This window comes from Hydrogenophaga sp. Root209 (assembly GCF_001428625.1).
Lineage (GTDB): Bacteria > Pseudomonadota > Gammaproteobacteria > Burkholderiales > Burkholderiaceae_C > Hydrogenophaga.
The window spans coordinates 147,581-166,080 of the sequence record NZ_LMIE01000022.1; the positions used below are offsets into that span (position 1 = coordinate 147,581).

Annotated in this window: 16 protein-coding genes; 2 read left to right on the forward strand and 14 right to left on the reverse strand. The window is 66.4% G+C overall.

Translation table 11 applies throughout. The annotated features are described in order from the left end of the window. Nucleotides 1-2: 2 nt before the first annotated feature. The 5 genes from ASE11_RS12215 to ASE11_RS12230 all read right to left on the reverse strand — a co-directional run bounded on the left by ASE11_RS12215 (nt 3) and on the right by ASE11_RS12230 (nt 5,622). Nucleotides 3-1,004 (reverse strand): AAA family ATPase, encoded by a 1,002-nt coding sequence (locus ASE11_RS12215; protein ID WP_056271412.1) that lies wholly within the window; start codon nt 1,002-1,004, stop codon nt 3-5. A gap of 53 nt (nt 1,005-1,057) precedes the next feature. Then, the gene (locus ASE11_RS12220) at nt 1,058-1,981 is read right to left on the reverse strand and encodes a S1C family serine protease (protein ID WP_056271415.1); all 924 of its coding nucleotides are present in this window, start codon (nt 1,979-1,981) and stop codon (nt 1,058-1,060) included. 52 nt (nt 1,982-2,033) lie between these two features. After that, nucleotides 2,034-4,946, reverse strand: coding sequence for an aconitate hydratase (locus ASE11_RS12225; RefSeq protein WP_056271418.1), 2,913 nt, complete (start codon nt 4,944-4,946; stop codon nt 2,034-2,036). A gap of 166 nt (nt 4,947-5,112) precedes the next feature. Further along, nucleotides 5,113-5,271 carry a DUF3309 family protein gene (locus ASE11_RS25370; protein ID WP_069047099.1) on the reverse strand — a complete coding sequence of 53 codons (159 nt, stop codon included), beginning with the start codon at nt 5,269-5,271 and terminating at the stop codon, nt 5,113-5,115. Between the two features lie 30 nt (nt 5,272-5,301). Continuing rightward, complete coding sequence (locus ASE11_RS12230) at nt 5,302-5,622, reverse strand: hypothetical protein (protein ID WP_056271420.1); 321 nt, start codon at nt 5,620-5,622, stop codon at nt 5,302-5,304. Between the two features lie 354 nt (nt 5,623-5,976). On the opposite strand from ASE11_RS12230, the gene ASE11_RS26890 reads away from it, so the two are divergent. Next, nucleotides 5,977-7,137, forward strand: a complete 1,161-nt coding sequence (locus tag ASE11_RS26890) for an OmpA family protein (RefSeq protein ID WP_056271424.1) — start codon at nt 5,977-5,979, stop codon at nt 7,135-7,137. 62 nt (nt 7,138-7,199) lie between these two features. Here ASE11_RS26890 and ASE11_RS12240 read toward each other — a convergent pair whose 3' ends face one another. Next, nucleotides 7,200-7,625 (reverse strand): hypothetical protein, encoded by a 426-nt coding sequence (locus ASE11_RS12240; RefSeq protein WP_056271427.1) that lies wholly within the window; start codon nt 7,623-7,625, stop codon nt 7,200-7,202. Nucleotides 7,626-7,729: 104 nt separating this feature from the next. On the opposite strand from ASE11_RS12240, the gene ASE11_RS12245 reads away from it, so the two are divergent. Beyond that, the gene (locus ASE11_RS12245) at nt 7,730-8,569 is read left to right on the forward strand and encodes a helix-turn-helix domain-containing protein (protein WP_414842449.1); all 840 of its coding nucleotides are present in this window, start codon (nt 7,730-7,732) and stop codon (nt 8,567-8,569) included. Nucleotides 8,570-8,580: 11 nt separating this feature from the next. On the opposite strand, the gene ASE11_RS12250 is transcribed toward ASE11_RS12245, so the two are convergent. The 8 genes from ASE11_RS12250 to ASE11_RS12285 form a co-directional block, all read right to left on the reverse strand. Next, nucleotides 8,581-8,961: a Na+/H+ antiporter subunit G gene (locus ASE11_RS12250; protein ID WP_056271430.1), complete on the reverse strand. Its 381-nt coding sequence runs from the start codon at nt 8,959-8,961 to the stop codon at nt 8,581-8,583. After that, the gene (locus ASE11_RS12255) at nt 8,958-9,236 is read right to left on the reverse strand and encodes a K+/H+ antiporter subunit F (RefSeq protein WP_056271433.1); all 279 of its coding nucleotides are present in this window, start codon (nt 9,234-9,236) and stop codon (nt 8,958-8,960) included. Before ASE11_RS12255 ends, ASE11_RS12250 begins: the two co-directional genes overlap by 4 nt. After that, nucleotides 9,233-9,724, reverse strand: a complete 492-nt coding sequence (locus ASE11_RS12260) for a Na+/H+ antiporter subunit E (protein ID WP_082585701.1) — start codon at nt 9,722-9,724, stop codon at nt 9,233-9,235. The genes ASE11_RS12255 and ASE11_RS12260 overlap by 4 nt, the downstream gene beginning before the upstream one ends. Beyond that, entirely contained in the window at nt 9,721-11,424 is a 1,704-nt protein-coding gene (locus tag ASE11_RS12265) for a monovalent cation/H+ antiporter subunit D (RefSeq protein ID WP_056271440.1), read from the reverse strand. The genes ASE11_RS12260 and ASE11_RS12265 overlap by 4 nt, the downstream gene beginning before the upstream one ends. After that, entirely contained in the window at nt 11,421-11,765 is a 345-nt protein-coding gene (locus ASE11_RS12270) for a Na+/H+ antiporter subunit C (RefSeq protein WP_056271445.1), read from the reverse strand. Before ASE11_RS12270 ends, ASE11_RS12265 begins: the two co-directional genes overlap by 4 nt. After that, nucleotides 11,765-14,710, reverse strand: a complete 2,946-nt coding sequence (locus tag ASE11_RS12275; protein WP_056272199.1) for a monovalent cation/H+ antiporter subunit A — start codon at nt 14,708-14,710, stop codon at nt 11,765-11,767. The genes ASE11_RS12270 and ASE11_RS12275 overlap by 1 nt, the downstream gene beginning before the upstream one ends. Before the next feature lie 97 nt (nt 14,711-14,807). Continuing rightward, nucleotides 14,808-17,411: a bifunctional aconitate hydratase 2/2-methylisocitrate dehydratase gene (gene acnB / locus ASE11_RS12280; RefSeq protein ID WP_056271448.1), complete on the reverse strand. Its 2,604-nt coding sequence runs from the start codon at nt 17,409-17,411 to the stop codon at nt 14,808-14,810. A gap of 66 nt (nt 17,412-17,477) precedes the next feature. Continuing rightward, on the reverse strand, nt 17,478-18,482 hold the full coding sequence (locus tag ASE11_RS12285) for an HpcH/HpaI aldolase/citrate lyase family protein (protein ID WP_056271451.1): 1,005 nt from the start codon (nt 18,480-18,482) through the stop codon (nt 17,478-17,480). Nucleotides 18,483-18,500: the final 18 nt, after the last annotated feature.

An 18,500-nucleotide genomic window follows, 5' to 3' on the forward strand; every position in this document is an offset into this window, starting at 1 on the left:
GCTCAGGCGACGCGCTGCTCGTGCTCCAGCGGACGGGCCGGCGGCGCGATCTGCTTCATGATCTTTGCAATCAAGGACTCGGCGGTGAGCCCCTCGGACAAGGCTTCGTACGACAGCACCACGCGGTGCCGCAACACGTCGGGCACCAGATCACTCATGTCTTCGGGCAGCGCGTAGCCGCGCCCACGCAGCATGGCCAGCGCGCGCGCGCCTTCCACCAGGCCGATGGTGGCGCGCGGGCTGGCACCAAACGTGATGAAGCGCGTCAGGTCCTTCAGGCCGTGCTTCTCGGGCGTGCGCGTGGCCGACACGAGCTTCACGGCGTACTGCACCAGCGACGGGTCCACATACACCTGGCGGCACTGCGCCTGCAACGCCGCGAGCTGGTCGGTGGTGGCCACGGCATTGACCTGCACCGCCGGGCCGGTGACGCGCTCGACGATCACGAACTCTTCTTCGTCCGAGGGGTAGTCCACCATCACCTTCATCATGAAGCGGTCGACCTGCGCCTCGGGCAGCGGGTAGGTGCCTTCGGTCTCGATCGGGTTCTGCGTGGCCATCACGAGGAACGGGCTGGGCACCTTGTGCGACTCGCCGGCAATCGTCACTTGCCGCTCCTGCATCACCTCCAGCAGCGCGCTCTGCACCTTGGCCGGCGCGCGGTTGATCTCGTCGGCCAGCAGCAGGTTGGCGAACACGGGGCCGAGCGAGGTGCTGAAGTCACCGGTCTTCTGGTTGTAGATGCGCGTGCCCACCAGGTCGGCGGGCACCAGATCGGGCGTGAACTGGATGCGCTTGAACTGGCCCTGCACCACATTGGCCAGGGTCTTGACGGTGAGCGTCTTGGCCAGGCCCGGCACGCCTTCCACCAGCAGGTGGCCCTGGGCCAGCATGGCCACCATCACGCGTTCAAGAAACCGGTCCTGCCCGACCACCACACGTTTCACTTCATACAGGATCTGCTCCATGAGCTGGGCGGTGTCGGGGGCGGCGTTCTGGTCCATGGAGACTCCTGTTGCGAAAAAAGAGCGAGGTATGAAGGTTCAGAAAAACGGGTTCAGAAAGGGGGCAGGCCGGCGGCGGAGGCAGCGCTCTCGATGGGCACGGCAAAACCGATGCCAACAAAGGTGCGGTGGCTGGTGGGGTTGAGGATGCCGGTGACGATGCCGATGACTTCCCCGTCCATGGTGACCAGCGGGCCACCCGAGTTGCCGGGGTTGGCCGCCGCGTCGAACTGGATCAGGTTGCCGATTTCCTGCACGCCCTCGGGCGACTTGAAGGCGCGGTCAAAGCCCGAGATGACGCCCGAGGAGACCGAGGGTCCGATGCCGAAGGGAAAGCCCACCGCCACCACCTCTTCGCCGGGCACGAGGTCGTTGGTCGAACGCATGGTGGCCGCGATGAGGTCGTCGGGAATGATCTGTGCCTGCAACACGGCCAGGTCGTTGTGAGGCTGCGCGCCGGTCACGGTGGCGGGTGATTCGGAGCCATCGGCGTACACCACCTTGACGCTCAGGGCGGTCTGCACCACGTGCAGGTTGGTCAGGATGATGCCTTTGTCGGTGATCACGACCCCGGTGCCCACGCCCTGCTCCACTTCCTTGCCCTCGCTGTTCTTGGCGTAGGACATCACACGCACCACGGCGGGACGGATCTTCTCGGCCGCGCGCGCCGCGCGCGAAGGCAGGTTTTGTGTGGTGAGGGTGCGCAGCACAGCTGCGTCGATGTCTTTCTGCGTGAGGGCCTTGGGGCCGCCCACGCCGGCCTGCCACACGCTGGCGCTCAACAGCGCGGCCAGCAGCGCCATGGCCGACCACATCACGCGCGGGCTGGACGCCGCGCGCGCGCTGGCCTGGCGAAAGCGGCGCACGCGGCCCGCTGGCGCGGGTGTGGGTTCGGGCTCGGCCGCCTGGGCTGCGCGCTCATCCGTTTGCGAAGACCCCGCTCGGTGGGACGGGCTGTACAAGGCAGGCTTTCGCATGGCGGCTCCTGGTGCGACGGACAACACATCATGCCGCTTTGCGGCATCGGGCTCAAGCGCTCAACAATTGCCTGAGAACGTAGGGGAGGATTCCGCCCTCTCGGTAATAGTTCACCTCCACCGGTGTATCGATGCGCAAGGTCACCGTGACGGTTTTGCTCGACCCATCGGCGCGCGTGATCACCAGCCGTGCATCACTTTGGGGCGTGAGATCGGGGTGCGGCAGCACATCGACGGTTTCATCGCCGCGCAGCCCCAGGCCCTCCCACGAATCGCCGGCCTTGAACTGCAGCGGCAGCACACCCATGCCCACCAGGTTGGAGCGGTGGATGCGCTCGAAGCTGCGCGCCACCACGGCCTTGATGCCGAGCAACTGCGTGCCCTTGGCGGCCCAGTCGCGGCTGGAGCCGGTGCCGTACTCCTCTCCGGCAAAGATCACGGTCGGAATTTTCGCGCCCTGGTAGCGCATGGCGGCGTCGAAGATGCTCATCTTCTGGCCGTGGCCCACACCTTCCTGCTGGTAGATCGTCCAGCCGCCCTCCTCGCGCGAGCCGTCGGCACCGGCGGCCAGCATGAGGTTCTTGATGCGCACGTTGGCAAACGTGCCGCGCATCATCACCTCGTGGTGGCCGCGGCGCGCGCCGTAGCTGTTGAAGTCGGCCTTGAGCACGCCGCGCGCCAGCAGCCACCGGCCGGCCGGCGAGTTCTCGGCGATGTTGCCCGCGGGCGAGATGTGGTCGGTGGTGATGGAGTCGCCAAACAGGGCCATGACACGCGCGCCGCGCACCGTGGGTGGCTCGGTTGCGGCCGGCAACGCCATTTCGAAAGACGCAAAGAACGGCGGCTCGGCGATGTAGGAACTGGTGGGCCATGTGTAGGCGTTGCCGCTCACGCCCTTGATGCGCTCCCACAGCTTGCCGGGCTCGGACTTCACGAGGGCGTAGTTCTCGCGGTAGGCCCGTCCGTTCATGGCGAACTTCATCAACTGGTAGATCTCGTCGCTGGAGGGCCAGATGTCGCCCAGGTACACCGGTTTGCCGCCTTTACCTTTGCCCAACGGCTCGGTCATCAGATCTTTCATCACGGTGCCGGCAATCGCGTACGCCACCACCAGCGGCGGGCTGGCCAGGAAGTTGGCCTTGAGGTTGGGATGGATGCGCGCCTCGAAGTTGCGGTTGCCCGAGAGCACGGCCGCGCAGATCAGGTCGTTGCTGGTGATGACCTCGTTGAGCTCGGGCGTGAGGTCGCCCGCGTTGCCGATGCAGGTGGTGCAACCGTAACCCGCGAGCGAGAAGCCCAGCTTTTCCAGGTAGGGCAGCAGACCGGTCTGCGTGAGGTACTCGGTGACGATGCGCGAGCCGGGGGCCAGCGAGGTCTTGATGTGCGGCTTGACCTTCAGGCCCGCCTCGACCGCCTTCTTCGCCAGCAATCCCGCCGCGAGCAGCACGCCGGGGTTGGAGGTGTTGGTGCAGCTGGTGATGGCGGCGATCAGCACGTCACCGTTGCCGATGGCCAGCTTGCTCCCTTTGTTGACCGTCACCGTGGTGGGCGCTGCCAGCGCGGCGGCGGAGGCCAGCGTGGGCTTGTTGGCCTCCATCTCGGCCACGAAGCGCGGCGCGCCAGGCGGCGTGGTGCGCTCCTTGCCGGGCGCGATCGTGTCCACCTCGTCGCTGCTGCCGGGCTGGTAGCGCGTGTGCAGCAGGGCCGCGGGGCGGTTGAAACCGTTCTGTGCATTGGGTTTGCTGAAGAGCTCGGCAAACTGGCTGGCCACCTGGCCCAGCTCGATGCGGTCTTGCGGGCGCTTGGGGCCGGCCAGGCTGGGGGTGACCTGGCCCAGGTCGAGCTTGACCACCTGCGAATAGTCGATCTCGCCGGCCTTGATGGAGGCGCCGGGCGCACCCGGCACGCCAAAGAGGCCCTGCGCGCGGAAGTAGGCTTCAAACGCCTCGATCTCGGCCTTGCTGCGGCCGGTGCCGCGGAAGTAGTCGAGCGTCTTGCTGTCCACCGGGAAGAAGCCCATGGTGGCGCCGTACTCGGGCGCCATGTTGGCGATGGTGGCGCGATCGGGCAGGGCCAGCGAGGCGGTGCCTTCGCCGAAGAATTCAACGAACTTGCCCACCACCTTGTGCTGCCTGAGGATCTCGGTGACGGTGAGCACCAGGTCGGTGGCGGTCACGCCCTCGCGCAGCCGCCCGGTGAGCTCGAAGCCCACCACGTCGGGCATGAGGAAATACACCGGCTGGCCCAGCATGGCGGCCTCGGCCTCGATGCCGCCCACGCCCCAGCCCACCACACCGATGCCGTTGATCATGGTGGTGTGGCTGTCGGTGCCCACCAGCGTGTCGGGGTAGTACAGGCCGCCCTTCAGGTGCACGCCGCGCGCCAGGTACTCCAGGTTCACCTGGTGCACGATGCCGAAGCCCGGTGGCACCACGCCGAAGGTGTCAAAGGCCTGCATGCCCCACTTCATGAACTCGTAGCGCTCGCGGTTGCGCTGGAACTCCAGCTTCATGTTGAGGTCGAGCGCGCTCTTGGTGCCGTAGTGGTCCACCATCACGGAGTGGTCGACCACCAGGTCCACCGGCACCAGCGGCTCGATCTTCTTGGGGTCTTTGCCCAGGCGCTCGGCCACGCTGCGCATGGCGGCCAGGTCGGCCAGCAGGGGCACGCCGGTGAAATCCTGCAGCACCACGCGCGCCACGGTGAAAGGGATTTCCTGGGTGCGCTCACCCTGCGGCTTCCACTGCGCGAGCTGGGCCACGTGTTCGGGCATCACGCGCTCGCCGTCGCAGTGGCGCAGCACGCTCTCCAGAACGATGCGCAGCGACACCGGCAGTCGCTTGATTTCGGGGAACTGCTTGGTCAGCGCGGGCAGAGAGTAGAAGCGCCCGTTCTTGCCCGAAGCGGTCTTGAAGGTCTTGACGGTGCTGGCAAACGGGTGCGCGAAACGGGCGGGTGTGGCCATGAAAACTCCAGGTGAAGGCAAGGGCTGACAAATCCATTCTGTCAGCAGGGACGGTGTCCGCGCTGACAGTAGTGATTTGCGGCGCATCCATGCAAGAAGCCCCCGCGGGCGAACCCGCGGAGGCTTCTTGGAGAGACGGCTCACCCGATGCGGGTGACGCAGCGTGTCAGAGCCTGCCCGTGAGCAGCAACACCACCACGATGATCAACACCACGCCGAGCACGCCACTGGGACCGTAGCCCCAGCTGCGGCTGTGGTTCCAGCTGGGAATCACGCCCAGCAACAGCAAGACCAGAACGATCAACAGAATGGTTCCAATGCTCATGGCTATCTCCTTGTTTTGAACAGAAACCGATTATTTGGCCGGTTCTGCAGGTGGCACAACGATCACGGTACCGCCGCCGGTCTTGCCGGTGTCGCCGGTGGCGCCCGTGCTGCCGGTTGCACCAGTGCCGCCGGTGTCACCCGTTGCTCCGGTGGAACCCGTGGAGCCCATCGAGCCGGTCGAACCTGTGGAACCCGTGGAGCCCGTGGAGCCGGTATCACCCGTTGCGCCTGCAGGACCTGCGGGGCCGGGCACGGTGGAAGCCGGTGCATTGACGATCACGGGTTCGCGATCGCAAGCGGCCAGGGCGAAGGTGGTGGCAACAACGGCCAGCAAAAGTACTTTGTTCATGTGTGTTCCTTGTGGAATCTGTGACCGGGGCTTGAGCGGTTGCTTGAGTTGCACGGTCGGACCGAAGAAACACATGCGCTTTGCATGAACTCCGTCGGTGTGAGTGCAGCCTAGGGGTTCGTTGACGTGCCATCTGTTCGCTGGCGAACACCCGATGAACGATTCATGCAGAAATCTGCGGGCACGTGTGTCCACAAAACAACCCTCGCCAGGCTGTGTCTGCAAACGCACAGACCCACTGGGGGCGCCCAACTAAAAACGCGTCAGACAACGAAACGCCCTTCGCTCACAAGTGCGTCGCCGCTGCAAATTCCCTTCGTGCAAACGAAGCTCACAGTCTCTCGAAAGCCCCACATGAAATCCCGTCACGCCTTCAGTGCACTGACACTCGCCATCCTTTCGGTCGCCGCCACATCGGCTTCGGCCCAATCGTCGGGTCAATACCAGGAACCCGGTTTCTTCTACGGTGGCGTGTCCGCCGGTGAAGCCCGTGCCAAGGTGGACGAGCCCGGTGTTGCGAACAGCCTGCTGGGCGCCAACGGCCCGGCCAGCGGTTTCAGCAGCGACGAAAAAGACACCGGCTACAAGCTCTTCGGTGGTTACCAGTTCAACCGCAACATCGCGCTTGAAGGTGGTTACTACGATCTGGGCAAAACCAGCTTCTCGTCGACCACGCCCGCTGGCGCCTTCAACAACAGCACCCGCCGCCATGGCTTGAACCTGGATCTGGTGGGCACGCTGCCGATCACCGAGCGCTTCTCCGTGCTGGGTCGCGTGGGCGCTGCCTATGGCCGCACCCAGAGCAACTATTCGGGCGCTGGTGCCACCGCCGCCGGTGTGCAGGGCAGCCGCGACAGCAAAACCGACGTGAAGGTCGGCCTGGGCGTTCAGTACGAACTGAACCGTTCCATGTGGCTGCGCGCTGAAATCGAACGCTACCGGGTCAAGACCGCCAGCGCCGGCCGCACCAACGTCGACATGGTCACCGTGGGCCTGGTGTTCCCGTTCAACCGCGCTCCTGCCTACGTGGCCGCAGCCCCTGCGCCTTATGTGGCACCGGCACCGGCGCCCGCACCGATCGTGCAGGCACCGGCACCGGCACCGGCCCCCATGCCCGCACCGGCACCCGTGCCCCAGCGCGTGAGCATGTCGGCCGAGTCGCTGTTCGGCTTTGACGCCTCCACGGTGAAGCCCGAAGGCCGCGCCGACCTCGACAAGTTCGCCCGTGACCTCTCCAGCGCCAACTACCAGACCGTGACCGTCGAAGGCCACACCGACCGTCTGGGGTCCGATTCGTACAACCAGAAGCTGTCGGAAGAGCGCGCCACGGCCGTCAAGAACTACCTTGTGACCTCGGGCAAGCTCGATGGTTCGAAGATTTCCGCCGTTGGCAAGGGCGAAACCATGCCCGTGACCAAACCGGGTGACTGCAAAGGCACTAAGCGCACCGCCGCACTCGTGGCCTGCCTGCAGCCCGATCGCCGCGTTGACGTGGAAGTGACCGGCACCCGCTGATCGCTGTCTTCGCACGCAAAAAAAGCGGCCTTCGGGCCGCTTTTTTTCTTTGCGGCAAGGGATCAGGCAGCGAACGGCATGCGCTCGCCGGTGGCGAGCTGGCGCCATCCCATCCATTGCAGTTCGGCCAGCACGAACACCACCACCGTCTGCACCAGCAGGTAGGCCATGCCCAGTGGGGTGGGATTGAGCGCAGCGCCGAACGCCAGCCACAGGCAGCCGAGTGCCCAGGCGAAATTGAGCAACACGATCAACATCAGCGGCCCGCGCGGGGGCGCAGCGTGCAGCGCCAGCCAGCCGGCCAGCGCCACGAACGCGAAGATCGCCACACCCGAGGTTTGCAACAGCGCCTCAGGCAGGCCGAACCAGGTCGAGAGCGTGGACGCCAGAAGCAGGTGCAGCACGCCGGTGCCGGCGCCCGACAAGGCATCGAATGCGAGCACGCGGCGCAGCACAGTGGGCGAAGAGAGTTGAGAGGTGATGGACATGGAAGCACTCCTTGCGGGGTTGAAGAGGCCTTCATCGTGGACATGGTCGCGCACCGCGTCGATGACCTCACAGGTCATGGAAGCGGCAACTGGAGCGGCCTAACATGGCGGCCATGGAAACCTCTGCCCTCCCCCACCGCAGCGCCCCTCCCTCCACATTCGGTGAACACCTGCGCCACTGGCGCCAGCGCCGACGCTTCAGCCAGATGGACCTGGCGCACGTGGCGGAGGTCTCCACGCGCCACCTGAGCTGCGTGGAAACCGGTCGTGCCAGCCCGAGCCGCGAGATGGTGCTGCGCCTGGTGGAGCGGCTGGACGTGCCGCTGCGCGAGCGCAACGCGTGGCTGGTGGCGGCGGGCTTTGCGCCCATGTACCGCGCGCGCCCACTGGACGACCCCGAGATGGCCTCGGCCCGCGCAGCGGTTCAGCGCATCCTCGAATGCCACGAGCCCTGCCCCGCGCTGGCCATGGACCGCCACTGGAATCTGCTGATGCACAACCGCCTTGTGCCGATGCTCATGGCGGGGGCCGCGCCCGAGTTGCTGCAAGGCCCGGTGAATGTGCTGCGACTGAGCCTGCACCCGCAGGGCCTGGCACCGCGCATCGCCAACCTGCGGCAGTGGCGCGAGCACCTGTTCGAGCGTTTGCGCCAGCAGATCCGGGCCACCGGCGACGCGGTGCTGGCCGCGCTGCTGGAAGAACTCAAGGGCTACCCCGATGCCTTGGGCACGGAACACGTGGCCTTGCCTGGCGAACACCCGGGTGTGCTGATGCCGTTCCAGTTCCACACCGCGCACGGCGTGCTGCAGCTGGTGAGCACCACCACCGTGTTCGGCTCGCCGGTGGACATCACCTTGCAGGAGCTCGCGCTCGAGACGTTTTTCCCGGCGGACGAAGCCACGGCAGCCGTGCTGCGCGGGCTGCTGGCTTCAACGACGGCCTGATCGGTGCCAGATCAGCGTTGGGGGTCGGCGGGCGCGGCCGATTCGTGGTTCAGCGGGGGTGGAATCTCGCCACTGCCACCGGTGGACGTGCGGCGGCGGAACAGCTCGGTGCGCGCCAGCAGGATGGTGGTCACCGGCACGGTGAGCGCCAGAAAGATGATGATGAGCCAGCTGCGCAGTGCGAGCCTGTCGTCCTGCGCCGAGAAGTAGACGATGCTCGCGAGCGTGACGCACCAGGCGGCGAAGGTGAACGCGAGCGCCGGGGGGTGCATGCGCTGGAAAAAGGTCTTGAAGCGCAACACGCCCACCGCCGCCGCCAGGGTGAACACGCCGCTGAGCACCAGCAGGAGCGCCACCAGAACATCGATCCACCAGGACAGGTTGCCGCTCATTCGATCACCTCGCCGCGCAACAGGAACTTGGCCATGGCCGCCGAACCGATGAAGCCGAAGATGGAGATCAGCAGCGCCGCTTCGAAATACATCGAGCTGCGGTAGCGGATGGCCAGCACCATCATCATCAACATGGCGATGGTGCAGATCAGGTCCATGGCCAGCACACGGTCCTGCGCCGAGGGACCAAGGTACAGCCGCAACAGCGACAGGCCCATGGCCAGCGCGTAGCAGGACAGCGCAAAAACGATGGCGGCAAACAGCACCGGGGTCATTCGAATATCTCCATCAGCGGCTGCTCGTAGCGGTGTTTGATCAGGTCGATCTCGGCCTGCGCGTCGTCCAGGTCGAACATGTGAACCAGCAGCGCGCTGCGGTCCAGCGCGAGTTCGGACCAGATGGTGCCGGGGATCACGCACATGATGGCCGCGAGCACCGCCAGGCCGTTGGGATCGCGCAGGTCCAGCGGCACCACCACGAAGCCGCCCTGGGGCACCTTGTGCGCGGGTGCCAGCGTGCCCAACAGAACGCGCCAGTTCCAGACGATCACGTCGCGCCCGACCCGGAAGAACAAACGCAGCGCCACCAGCGGGTGGCTGAAGCGCACGGGCGTGGGACGCAATGAATGCGTGAGCCAGGGCACCAGCCAGCCCAGCAGCAGGGCCAGCAACCACTGACCCAGGCCGAGCGAGTTGTTGAGCAGCAGCCACAGGGCCACCAGCGCCAGGGACAACAGCGGTGCGGGGAACAGGCGCCGCATCATCGCGCCACCCCCGGCACAGGCAGGCCCAGCCGATCGGCGTTGGTGGGCGTGGGCAAGGGCCGCGAGCTCATCACGGCGTCGATGTAGAGGCGGGGCTGGTAGAGCGCGGCGGCCGTGGCGCTGGTGTAGCGCATCACCGCTTCGGCACGCACGGTGAACACCACGCACAACGCGATCAACAAGGCGATCGGCAGGTACTCCACGACGCGCAGCACCGGGGGTGGGCGATCCACCGGCGCCCAGAAGAAGCGGATGCCGGTGCGCGACAACGCCAGCAGCGCCAACAGACCCGAGACGATGATGCAGGCCATGAACAACCAGCTCACGGGCGCCACCGCCGCGCCGGGCGCGTCCAGCAAGGCGGAGAGCATGGCGAACTTGCCGATGAAGCCGGAGAACGGGGGCAGGCCAGCCAGCAGGAGCGTGCAGACGATGAAGGCCAGACCGAGCAGCGCGGTGGACGCGGGGATGGCGCGCCCGACCAGCGGCACCTCGTCTTCGTCCAGATTGGCGCCGCGGGGAAGCTCCAGCTCGGCCAGGGAAAACGGCAGGTGGTCTTCTTCGTCCTCCGGCGCCTTCTCGCGTGCCGGATCGGACTGGCGCGAGCGCTCCATGAGCTCGGTCAGCAGAAAAAACGCCGCCACCGCGAAGGTGGACACCGGCAGGTAGTACAGCGCACCGGCCGTGACCGCGGGCTGTGCCAGCCCCAGCACGGCCATGAGCGTGCCGCAGGAGATGATGACCGCAAACCCCGCCATGCGCGCCGGTCGCTGCGCGGACATCATGCCGATGGCGCCACAGGCCAGGGTGGTCAGGCCGCCCCACAGCAGCCATTCACTGCCGAAGCCGGCCGACTCACCCGCATGGTCGGAAAACAGCAGCGTCGACAGCCGCAGCAGCACATAGATGCCGACCTTGGTGAGCAAGGCGAACACCGCGGCCGACGGCGCGCTGGCACTCGCGTACGCGGGCACGAGCCAGAAGTTCATCGGCCACATCGCCGCCTTGGCCAGAAAGGCCGCGGCGAGGATGGCACAGCCCGCGTGCAGCAAGGCCCGGTCGGCGTCGGGCACCTCGGGAATTCGCGCGGCCAGGTCGGCCATGTTGAGCGTGCCCGACACGCCGTAGATCAGGGCGGCACCCACGAGGAACAGCGAAGACGCGGCCAGGTTGATGGCGATGTAGTGCAGTCCGGCCTTCACGCGAGCCGGCCCGGAGCCGTGCAGCAGCAGACCGTAGGAGGCGGCGAGCATGACCTCGAAGAACACGAACAGGTTGAAAAGATCGCCGGTGAGGAAGGCACCGTTGAGGCCCATGATCTGGATCTGGAACAGCGGGTGGAAATGCGCACCCGCCTTGTGCCAGCGCGCCAGCGAGAACAGCAGGGCCATCAGGGCCACCAGCGCCGTCATCACCAGCATCAGGGCCGAGAGCCGGTCCAGCACGAGCACGATGCCGTAGGGCACGTCCCAGTTGGACGGCAGGTAGATGCCGAAGGCGCTGGGCTCGTCGCCGGCCTTGACCCAGAAGACCAGCAGCACCGCCACGCAGAGGTTGGCGGCGGTGGCCAGCAGGCCCAGCGTGGCCTTGGTGCGGTGCCGGCGCTCGCTCACGAACATGAGCAGACAGGCCGCCAGCAGCGGCAGCAGTATGGGAGCCACCATCAGGTGCGGCATGAGGGCCTGGGCCAAAGCCGTCATTCGCCATCCTCCTGACCGTCCACATGGTCATTGCCGGAGAAGCCCCGCTGGGCCAGCATCACCACCAGGAACAGCGCGGTCATGGCAAAGCCGATCACGATGGCGGTGAGCACCAGGGCCTGCGGCATGGGGTCGTCGTAGAACTCGAACGTGGGCGGAAACCCGGCCACCAGGATCGGCTCGCTGTCCACCGAGAGCCGCCCCATGCTGAAGATGAACAGGTTCACGCCATAGCCCAGCAGCGCCAGGCCCATGATCACCTGGAAGGTGCGGGGGCGCAGCATGAGCCACACGCCGCAGGTGGTTAGCACACCAATGGCCAGCGCCAGCACGATTTCCATCAGAGGTCTCCCTGGATTTGTCCACCGGCACCCCGGGCGTCGGTGCTCACGCGGCGGTGGCCGCGCACCGACTGGTGGCCCAGCGCCGTGAGGATGAGCAGCGTGGCGCCCACCACCAGGGTGAACACGCCGATGTCATAAAAGAGCGCACTGGCCACGTGGATCTCGCCCAGCAGCGGGAGATCGAGGTGGGCGGTGTGCGTGGTGAGGAAGGGATAGCCGAAGAAGAGCGAGCCCAGGCCGGTGGCGGTGGCCAGCAGCAGGCCGGCCGCAATCCAGCGCACGGGCCGCAGGCTGATGTTGGCCTCGACCCACTGGGTGCCCGAGACGATGTACTGCAGGATGAACGCGGTCGAGAGCACCAGCCCGGCCACGAAGCCACCCCCCGGCTCGTTGTGCCCGCGCATGAAAAGGTACACACCGATGACGGCTGCGATCGGCAGGATCAGCCGCACCAGCACGGCGGGCACCAACAGGTAACCGCGTGCGGTGTCGGTGGCGGTCTGTGCATTCACGAGATCGGTCATCAGGTCGGGGGGCAGGGCCCGCTGCTGCGGCGGCAGGTCCATGCTCTCGGGCGCGGGCCGGAAGCGCCTGAGCAGCGCATACACCGTGAGCGCCACGGTGCCCAGCACAGCGATTTCGCCCAGCGTGTCGAAGCCGCGGAAGTCCACCAGCATCACGTTGACCACGTTGGTGCCGCCGCCCTCGGGCATGGCGCGTTCCAGGAAGAACGGAGAGATGCTCTGCGGGAAGTCGCGCATCATCAACGCATACGACAGCGCCGCCATGCCGCTGCCGGCGGTCAGCGCCACGGCCAGATCACGCCCGCGCCGCGCACTGGTGCGCAAGCGCTTGTGCAGCGGTTGCCTGCGATCGACTTCTTCGAACCGTTTGGGCAGCCAGCGAAGACCCAGCAGGATCAGCACCGTGGTCACGGCCTCCACGGAGAGCTGCGTCAAGGCCAGGTCGGGCGCGGAGAACCAGGCGAAGGTGACCACCGTGACCAGACCGGCCACGCTCATGAGGGCCAGCGCCGTCAGCCGGTGGTACTTGGCCTGCCACGACGCACCGATGGCGCTGCCGATGCCCACCAGCCAGAGCAGCGCAAACATGGGCGAGAACGGCAACACACGCCGCTCACCCGCGAGCCAGGTCGACCCGCCGACGCCACGCAAGGTCGCGAACGCAGCCAGCAAGGTGACCAGCACCAACAGCAGCAGCTGGGTCTGCAGGCGCCGTGTGCCCAGCACGCGCTGCAGGTAGCGGCTGGCACCGGTGATGAACGCCAGGGTGCTTTCAAACACGCGTTTGCCACTGACCCAGCTGAGCACCGGCGTGCGCTTGATGCGCCCCGTCTGCAGCGGCCGGCGCAGCAACACGAAGAGCACGATGCCTCCGGCCAGCGCAAGGAAACTCATCCACAGCGGCAGGTTGAAGCCGTGCCACACCGCCAGATCGAAGGGGGGCAATTCCCCACCCACCACCGGCGTGGCCGCGGTGGAGAGGATGTCCTGGATGGACCACTGCGGCAGCACGCCCACCACCAGGCAAGCGAGCACCAGCAGTTCGACCGGCACGCGCATCCAGTGCGGCGGCTCGTGTGGCGTGCGCGGCAGCGCGTGGCAGGTGTCGGGGCCAAAAAACACGTTGACGGTGAAGCGCAGCGAATACGCCACGCTGAAGGCACCGGCCACCACCGCGGCCACCGGCAGCAGGCTGTCGAACCAGGGTGCGGCGTTGACGAACACCGCTTCGGTGAAGAACATTTCCTTGGAGATGAAGCCGTTGAGCAAGGGCACGCCCGCCATCGCCGCTCCGGCCACCATGGTGAGCGTGGCGGTGATGGGCATGTAGCGCCAGAGGCCACTCAGGCGGCGCATGTCGCGTGTGCCGGTCTCGTGGTCGATGATGCCGACCGCCATGAACAGCGAGGCCTTGAAGGTGGCGTGGTTGATGATGTGGAACACCGCCGCCACGGCGGCCAGCGGACTGTTGAGTCCCAGCAGCGTGGTGATGAGCCCCAGGTGCGAAATGGTCGAGTAGGCGAGCAGGCTCTTGAGGTCGTTCTGGAAGATGGCCGCGAAACCACCGATGAGCAGGGTGATGAGGCCTGAGCCGGTCACGATCCAGAACCACTCGTCGGTGCCGGCCAGCACCGGCCACAACCGCGCCAGCAGGAACACCCCGGCCTTGACCATGGTGGCCGAGTGCAGGTAGGCCGACACCGGCGTGGGTGCGGCCATGGCATGAGGCAACCAGAAATGAAACGGGAACTGCGCGCTCTTGGTCAGCGCCCCCAGCAGGATCAGCACCAGCGATGTGCTGTAGAGCGGATGGGCACGGATCACATCGCCCGCGCGCAGCACCACGTCCAGGTCGTAGCTGCCCACGATGTCGCCGAGCACCAGCACGCCGGCCAGCAGGCACAGGCCGCCGGTGCCGGTGACGGTCAGCGCCATGCGGGCGCCGCGCCGCGCGTCGCTGCGGTGGTGCCAGTAGCCGATGAGCAGAAACGAGAACAGGCTGGTCAGCTCCCAGAACGCCACCAACTGGATCAGGTTGCCCGAAAGCACCACGCCGCTCATGGAGCCCATGAACGCCAACAGCAGCGAGAAGAAGCGCGGCACCGGGTCGGTGGGCGACATGTAGTAACGCGCGTACAGCACCACCAGCGCGCCAATGCCCAGCACGAGCATGGAGAACATCCACGCGAACCCGTCCACGCGAAACACGAGATTCAAGCCCAGCGAAGGCAGCCAGATGATCTCTTCGCGAATCACCGCACCGGACGAGACCTCGGGAAACAGCAAAGCGACCTGCACCGCGCAGAACAGCGCGATGACACCGGCCAACGTGGACTCGGTGTTTCGAGCGTTCGAGGGCAGCAGAGCGGCAACGAGACTGCCCACGAAAGGCAGGAGGACGAGGCTGTAGAGCGGCAGGGTCATGTGGCTTTGAGTCTATCGGCTGCTCAAGGCAAGACGTGGCGCAAAAAAAAGCGGCCCGCAGGCCGCCTTTTCTTCATGCCGTTGCAGCGGCTCAGGCGGTGACACCTTTGGCCGTGTCGGCGTACTCCGAGATCTGGTCGAAGTTCAGGTACTTGTAGATCTGGCTGCCGTCCTTGTTGATCACGCCCATGTCGGCCTGGTACTCGGCCACGGTGGGGATGCGACCCAGCTTGGACGCAATGGCCGCCAGCTCGGCCGAGGCCAGGTACACGTTGGTGTTCTTGCCCAGGCGGTTGGGGAAGTTGCGGGTGGAGGTGGAGACCACAGTGGCGCCTTCGCGCACCTGCGCCTGGTTGCCCATGCACAGCGAGCAGCCCGGCATTTCGGTGCGCGCACCGGCGGTGCCGAACACGCCGTAATGGCCTTCCTTGGTCAGCTCGGCCGCGTCCATCTTGGTGGGCGGCGCAATCCACAGCTTCACCGGGATGTCGCGCTTGCCTTCGAGCAGCTTGGACGCGGCACGGAAGTGACCGATGTTGGTCATGCACGAACCGATGAACACCTCGTCGATCTTCACACCGGCCACATCGCTCAGCAGCTTGGCGTCGTCCGGATCGTTCGGGCAGCACAGCACGGGCTCGTTGAGATCGGCCAGGTCGATCTCGATCACGGCGGCGTACTCGGCGTCCTTGTCGGCTTCGAGCAGGCTCGGGTTGGCCAGCCAGGCTTCGACTTTCTCGATGCGGCGCGCCAGCGTGCGGGCATCGGCATAACCGTCGGCGATCATGTTTTTCATCAGCACCACGTTGCTGGTGAGGTATTCCTTGATCGGCTCGGGGTTGAGCTTGACCGTGCAGCCAGCGGCGGAACGCTCGGCCGAGGCGTCGGAGAGTTCAAACGCCTGCTCCACCTTCAGATCAGGCAAGCCTTCAATTTCGAGGATGCGGCCGGAGAACACGTTCTTCTTGCCGGCCTTGGCCACGGTCAGCAGACCGGCCCGGATGGCGTACAGCGGGATCGCGTGCACCAGATCGCGCAGCGTGATGCCGGGCTGCATCTGGCCCTTGAAGCGCACCAGCACGGATTCAGGCATGTCCAGCGGCATCACGCCGGTAGCCGCACCAAACGCCACCAGGCCGGAGCCGGCGGGGAAGCTGATGCCGATGGGGAAACGGGTGTGCGAGTCGCCGCCGGTGCCCACGGTGTCGGGCAGCAGCAGGCGGTTGAGCCAGCTGTGGATCACGCCGTCACCGGGGCGCAGGGACACGCCGCCGCGGTTGCTGATGAAGGCGGGCAGTTCGCGGTGGGTCTTCACGTCCACCGGCTTGGGATACGCCGCGGTGTGGCAGAAGGACTGCATCACCAGATCGGCGCTGAAGCCCAGGCAGGCCAGGTCCTTCAGCTCGTCGCGCGTCATGGGGCCGGTGGTGTCCTGGCTGCCCACGGTGGTCATCTTCGGCTCGCAGTAGGTGCCCGGGCGCACGCCCTGGCCTTCGGGCAAACCGACCGCGCGGCCCACCATCTTTTGCGCCAGCGTGAAGCCGGCCTTGGTCGCCACGGGGGTGGTCGGCAGACGGAACAGCGTGGAGGCCGGCAGGCCCAGGAACTCACGCGCCTTGGCGGTGAGCGAGCGACCGATGATCAGGTTGATGCGGCCGCCGGCGCGCACTTCGTCGAACAACACGTCGCTGCGCAGCTGGAACTCCACCACCGTGGCGCCCCCCTTGGTGATCTTGCCGTCGTAGGGGTGGATGTCGATCACGTCGCCCATCTCGAGCTTGCTCACATCGACCTCGATCGGCAGCGCGCCCGAGTCTTCCTGCGTGTTGAAGAAGATCGGCGCGATCTTGCCGCCGAGCGTGACGCCACCGAAACGCTTGTTCGGCACGAAGGGAATGTCCTGGCCGGTGGCCCAGATCACGCTGTTGGTGGCCGATTTGCGCGAAGAGCCGGTACCGACCACATCGCCCACGTAGGCGACGAGGTGGCCGTTCTTCTTGAGGTTTTCGATGAACTGCATCGGGCCGCGCTTGCCGTCTTCCTCGGGCTTGAAGGCAGCGTCAGGCCGTGTGTTCTTGAGCATCGCCAGTGTGTGCAGCGGGATGTCCGGGCGGCTCCAGGCGTCGGGGGCGGGCGAGAGGTCGTCGGTGTTGGTCTCGCCGGGCACCTTGAACACGGTCACGGTGATCAACTTCGGCACTTCGGGGCGCGTGGTGAACCACTCGGCGTTGGCCCAGCTCTCGATCACTTCCTTCGCCTTGGCGTTGCCGGCCTTGGCCTTCTCGGCCACGTCGTTGAAGAAGTCGAACATCAGCAGCGTCTTCTTCAGGCCTTCTGCCGCCACCGCGGCCACATCGGCCTGGTCAAGCAGGTCGATCAGCGGGTGCACGTTGTAGCCACCCACCATGGTGCCCAGCAACTCGGTGGCCTTGGCCTTGGAGACCAGTCCCACGGCGATGTCGCCGTGCGCCACGGCGGCCAGGAAGCTGGCCTTGACCTTGGCGGCGTCGTCCACACCAGGAGGCACACGGTGCGTGAGCAGGTCCAGCAGGAAGGCATCTTCCCCCGCGGGCGGCGCCTTGACCAGTTCGATCAGGTCAGCGACCTGCTTCGCATCCAGCGGCAATGGTGGAATGCCCAGTGCCGCGCGTTCGGCGGTGTGGGCGCGGTAGTCGGTGAGGAAGGTGGTGGACATGGCGATCTCCAGAGGGAAGTGGTGTGCGTGGGGGTCGGAAAACAGATGAAAACAGGGCAAGCAAGCTCAGTGCCTCGGTGCGACCGGCTCGTTGAAACAGGTCTGCACGGTGTCGGGCAGTGACAGGCCGGTGTGGTGCGCGCGCTCCAGCACCTGCCAGAAATAGCGGTAACTCGCCCGATCGTGCAGACGACCTTCAAATTGCACTGGCGCCCAGTCGGCGGCCATGGCGCATTCAATGAGGGCCGCAGCGGTGTCGACCTCGCGCTCCGAAGGTGCGAACGCGGCCAGGATGGGGCGGATCTGGTCGGGGTGGATGCTCCACATGCGGGTGTAGCCAAGTTCAATGGCGGCCGTCTTCGCGGCGTTCTGCAGCGCGGCCAGGTCCTTGAACTCGGTGACCACGCAGTGCGAGGGCACCTTGCCGTGCGCATGGCAGGCCGAAGCGATGTCCAGCTTGGCACGCAGCACCAGCGGGTGGCTGAACTGGCCGGCCACGCTCATGCCGTCGGCGGGGATGGCGCCGCCATGCGCCGAGACAAAATCCATCAGGCCAAAGCTCAGGCTCTGCACGCGCGGGTGGGCCGCGATGTCGAAGGCGCGATGCACGGCGGCGGGCGACTCGATGAGCACGTGCAGCGGCAGTGCCGATGCGCCTGCGCCGTCGAGTGCGGCCACGGCACGCTGAACATCGGCCACCGACTCGACCTTGGGCACCATCAGGTGCGCGAGGCGTTGGCCCGCACGGCCGGCGATGGTGGCCACGTCGGCGTCGAACGCCAGATGGTCCACCGGGTGCACGCGAACGGCCACGCGCGCTTCAGGCGCAGCGGCCAAGGCCAGTTCGGTGACGAGCAGGGCATGTTCGCCCTCCCCGCCCACCGGGGCGCCGTCTTCGCAATCCAGCGTCACGTCGAACACGCAGGTACCGAACTCCTCGGCCATCTCGGCCTGCAGCGCGAGGCTCTTCTTCATCCGCGCCTCGACCCCGCTGTAGTGGTCGCAGACCGGCAGCGCGAACGCGCCGGCCTGAGCGCCCAGCAGGATGTGTCTCGGATGGATAGAGGCCAAGGCGCAGTTACCAGCGGG

Bases quoted from the DNA above. Each gene is read 5' to 3' on its own strand.
- ASE11_RS12215 (WP_056271412.1), bottom strand. From the start codon at position 1,004: ATGGACCAGAACGCCGCCCCCGACACCGCCCAGCTCATGGAGCAGATC.
- ASE11_RS12220 (WP_056271415.1), bottom strand. From the start codon at position 1,981: ATGCGAAAGCCTGCCTTGTACAGCCCGTCCCACCGAGCGGGGTCTTCG.
- ASE11_RS12225 (WP_056271418.1), bottom strand. From the start codon at position 4,946: ATGGCCACACCCGCCCGTTTCGCGCACCCGTTTGCCAGCACCGTCAAG.
- ASE11_RS25370 (WP_069047099.1), bottom strand. From the start codon at position 5,271: ATGAGCATTGGAACCATTCTGTTGATCGTTCTGGTCTTGCTGTTGCTG.
- ASE11_RS12230 (WP_056271420.1), bottom strand. From the start codon at position 5,622: ATGAACAAAGTACTTTTGCTGGCCGTTGTTGCCACCACCTTCGCCCTG.
- ASE11_RS26890 (WP_056271424.1), top strand. From the start codon at position 5,977: ATGAAATCCCGTCACGCCTTCAGTGCACTGACACTCGCCATCCTTTCG.
- ASE11_RS12240 (WP_056271427.1), bottom strand. From the start codon at position 7,625: ATGTCCATCACCTCTCAACTCTCTTCGCCCACTGTGCTGCGCCGCGTG.
- ASE11_RS12245 (WP_414842449.1), top strand. From the start codon at position 7,730: ATGGCGGCCATGGAAACCTCTGCCCTCCCCCACCGCAGCGCCCCTCCC.
- ASE11_RS12250 (WP_056271430.1), bottom strand. From the start codon at position 8,961: ATGAGCGGCAACCTGTCCTGGTGGATCGATGTTCTGGTGGCGCTCCTG.
- ASE11_RS12255 (WP_056271433.1), bottom strand. From the start codon at position 9,236: ATGACCCCGGTGCTGTTTGCCGCCATCGTTTTTGCGCTGTCCTGCTAC.
- ASE11_RS12260 (WP_082585701.1), bottom strand. From the start codon at position 9,724: ATGATGCGGCGCCTGTTCCCCGCACCGCTGTTGTCCCTGGCGCTGGTG.
- ASE11_RS12265 (WP_056271440.1), bottom strand. From the start codon at position 11,424: ATGACGGCTTTGGCCCAGGCCCTCATGCCGCACCTGATGGTGGCTCCC.
- ASE11_RS12270 (WP_056271445.1), bottom strand. From the start codon at position 11,765: ATGGAAATCGTGCTGGCGCTGGCCATTGGTGTGCTAACCACCTGCGGC.
- acnB (WP_056271448.1), bottom strand. From the start codon at position 17,411: ATGTCCACCACCTTCCTCACCGACTACCGCGCCCACACCGCCGAACGC.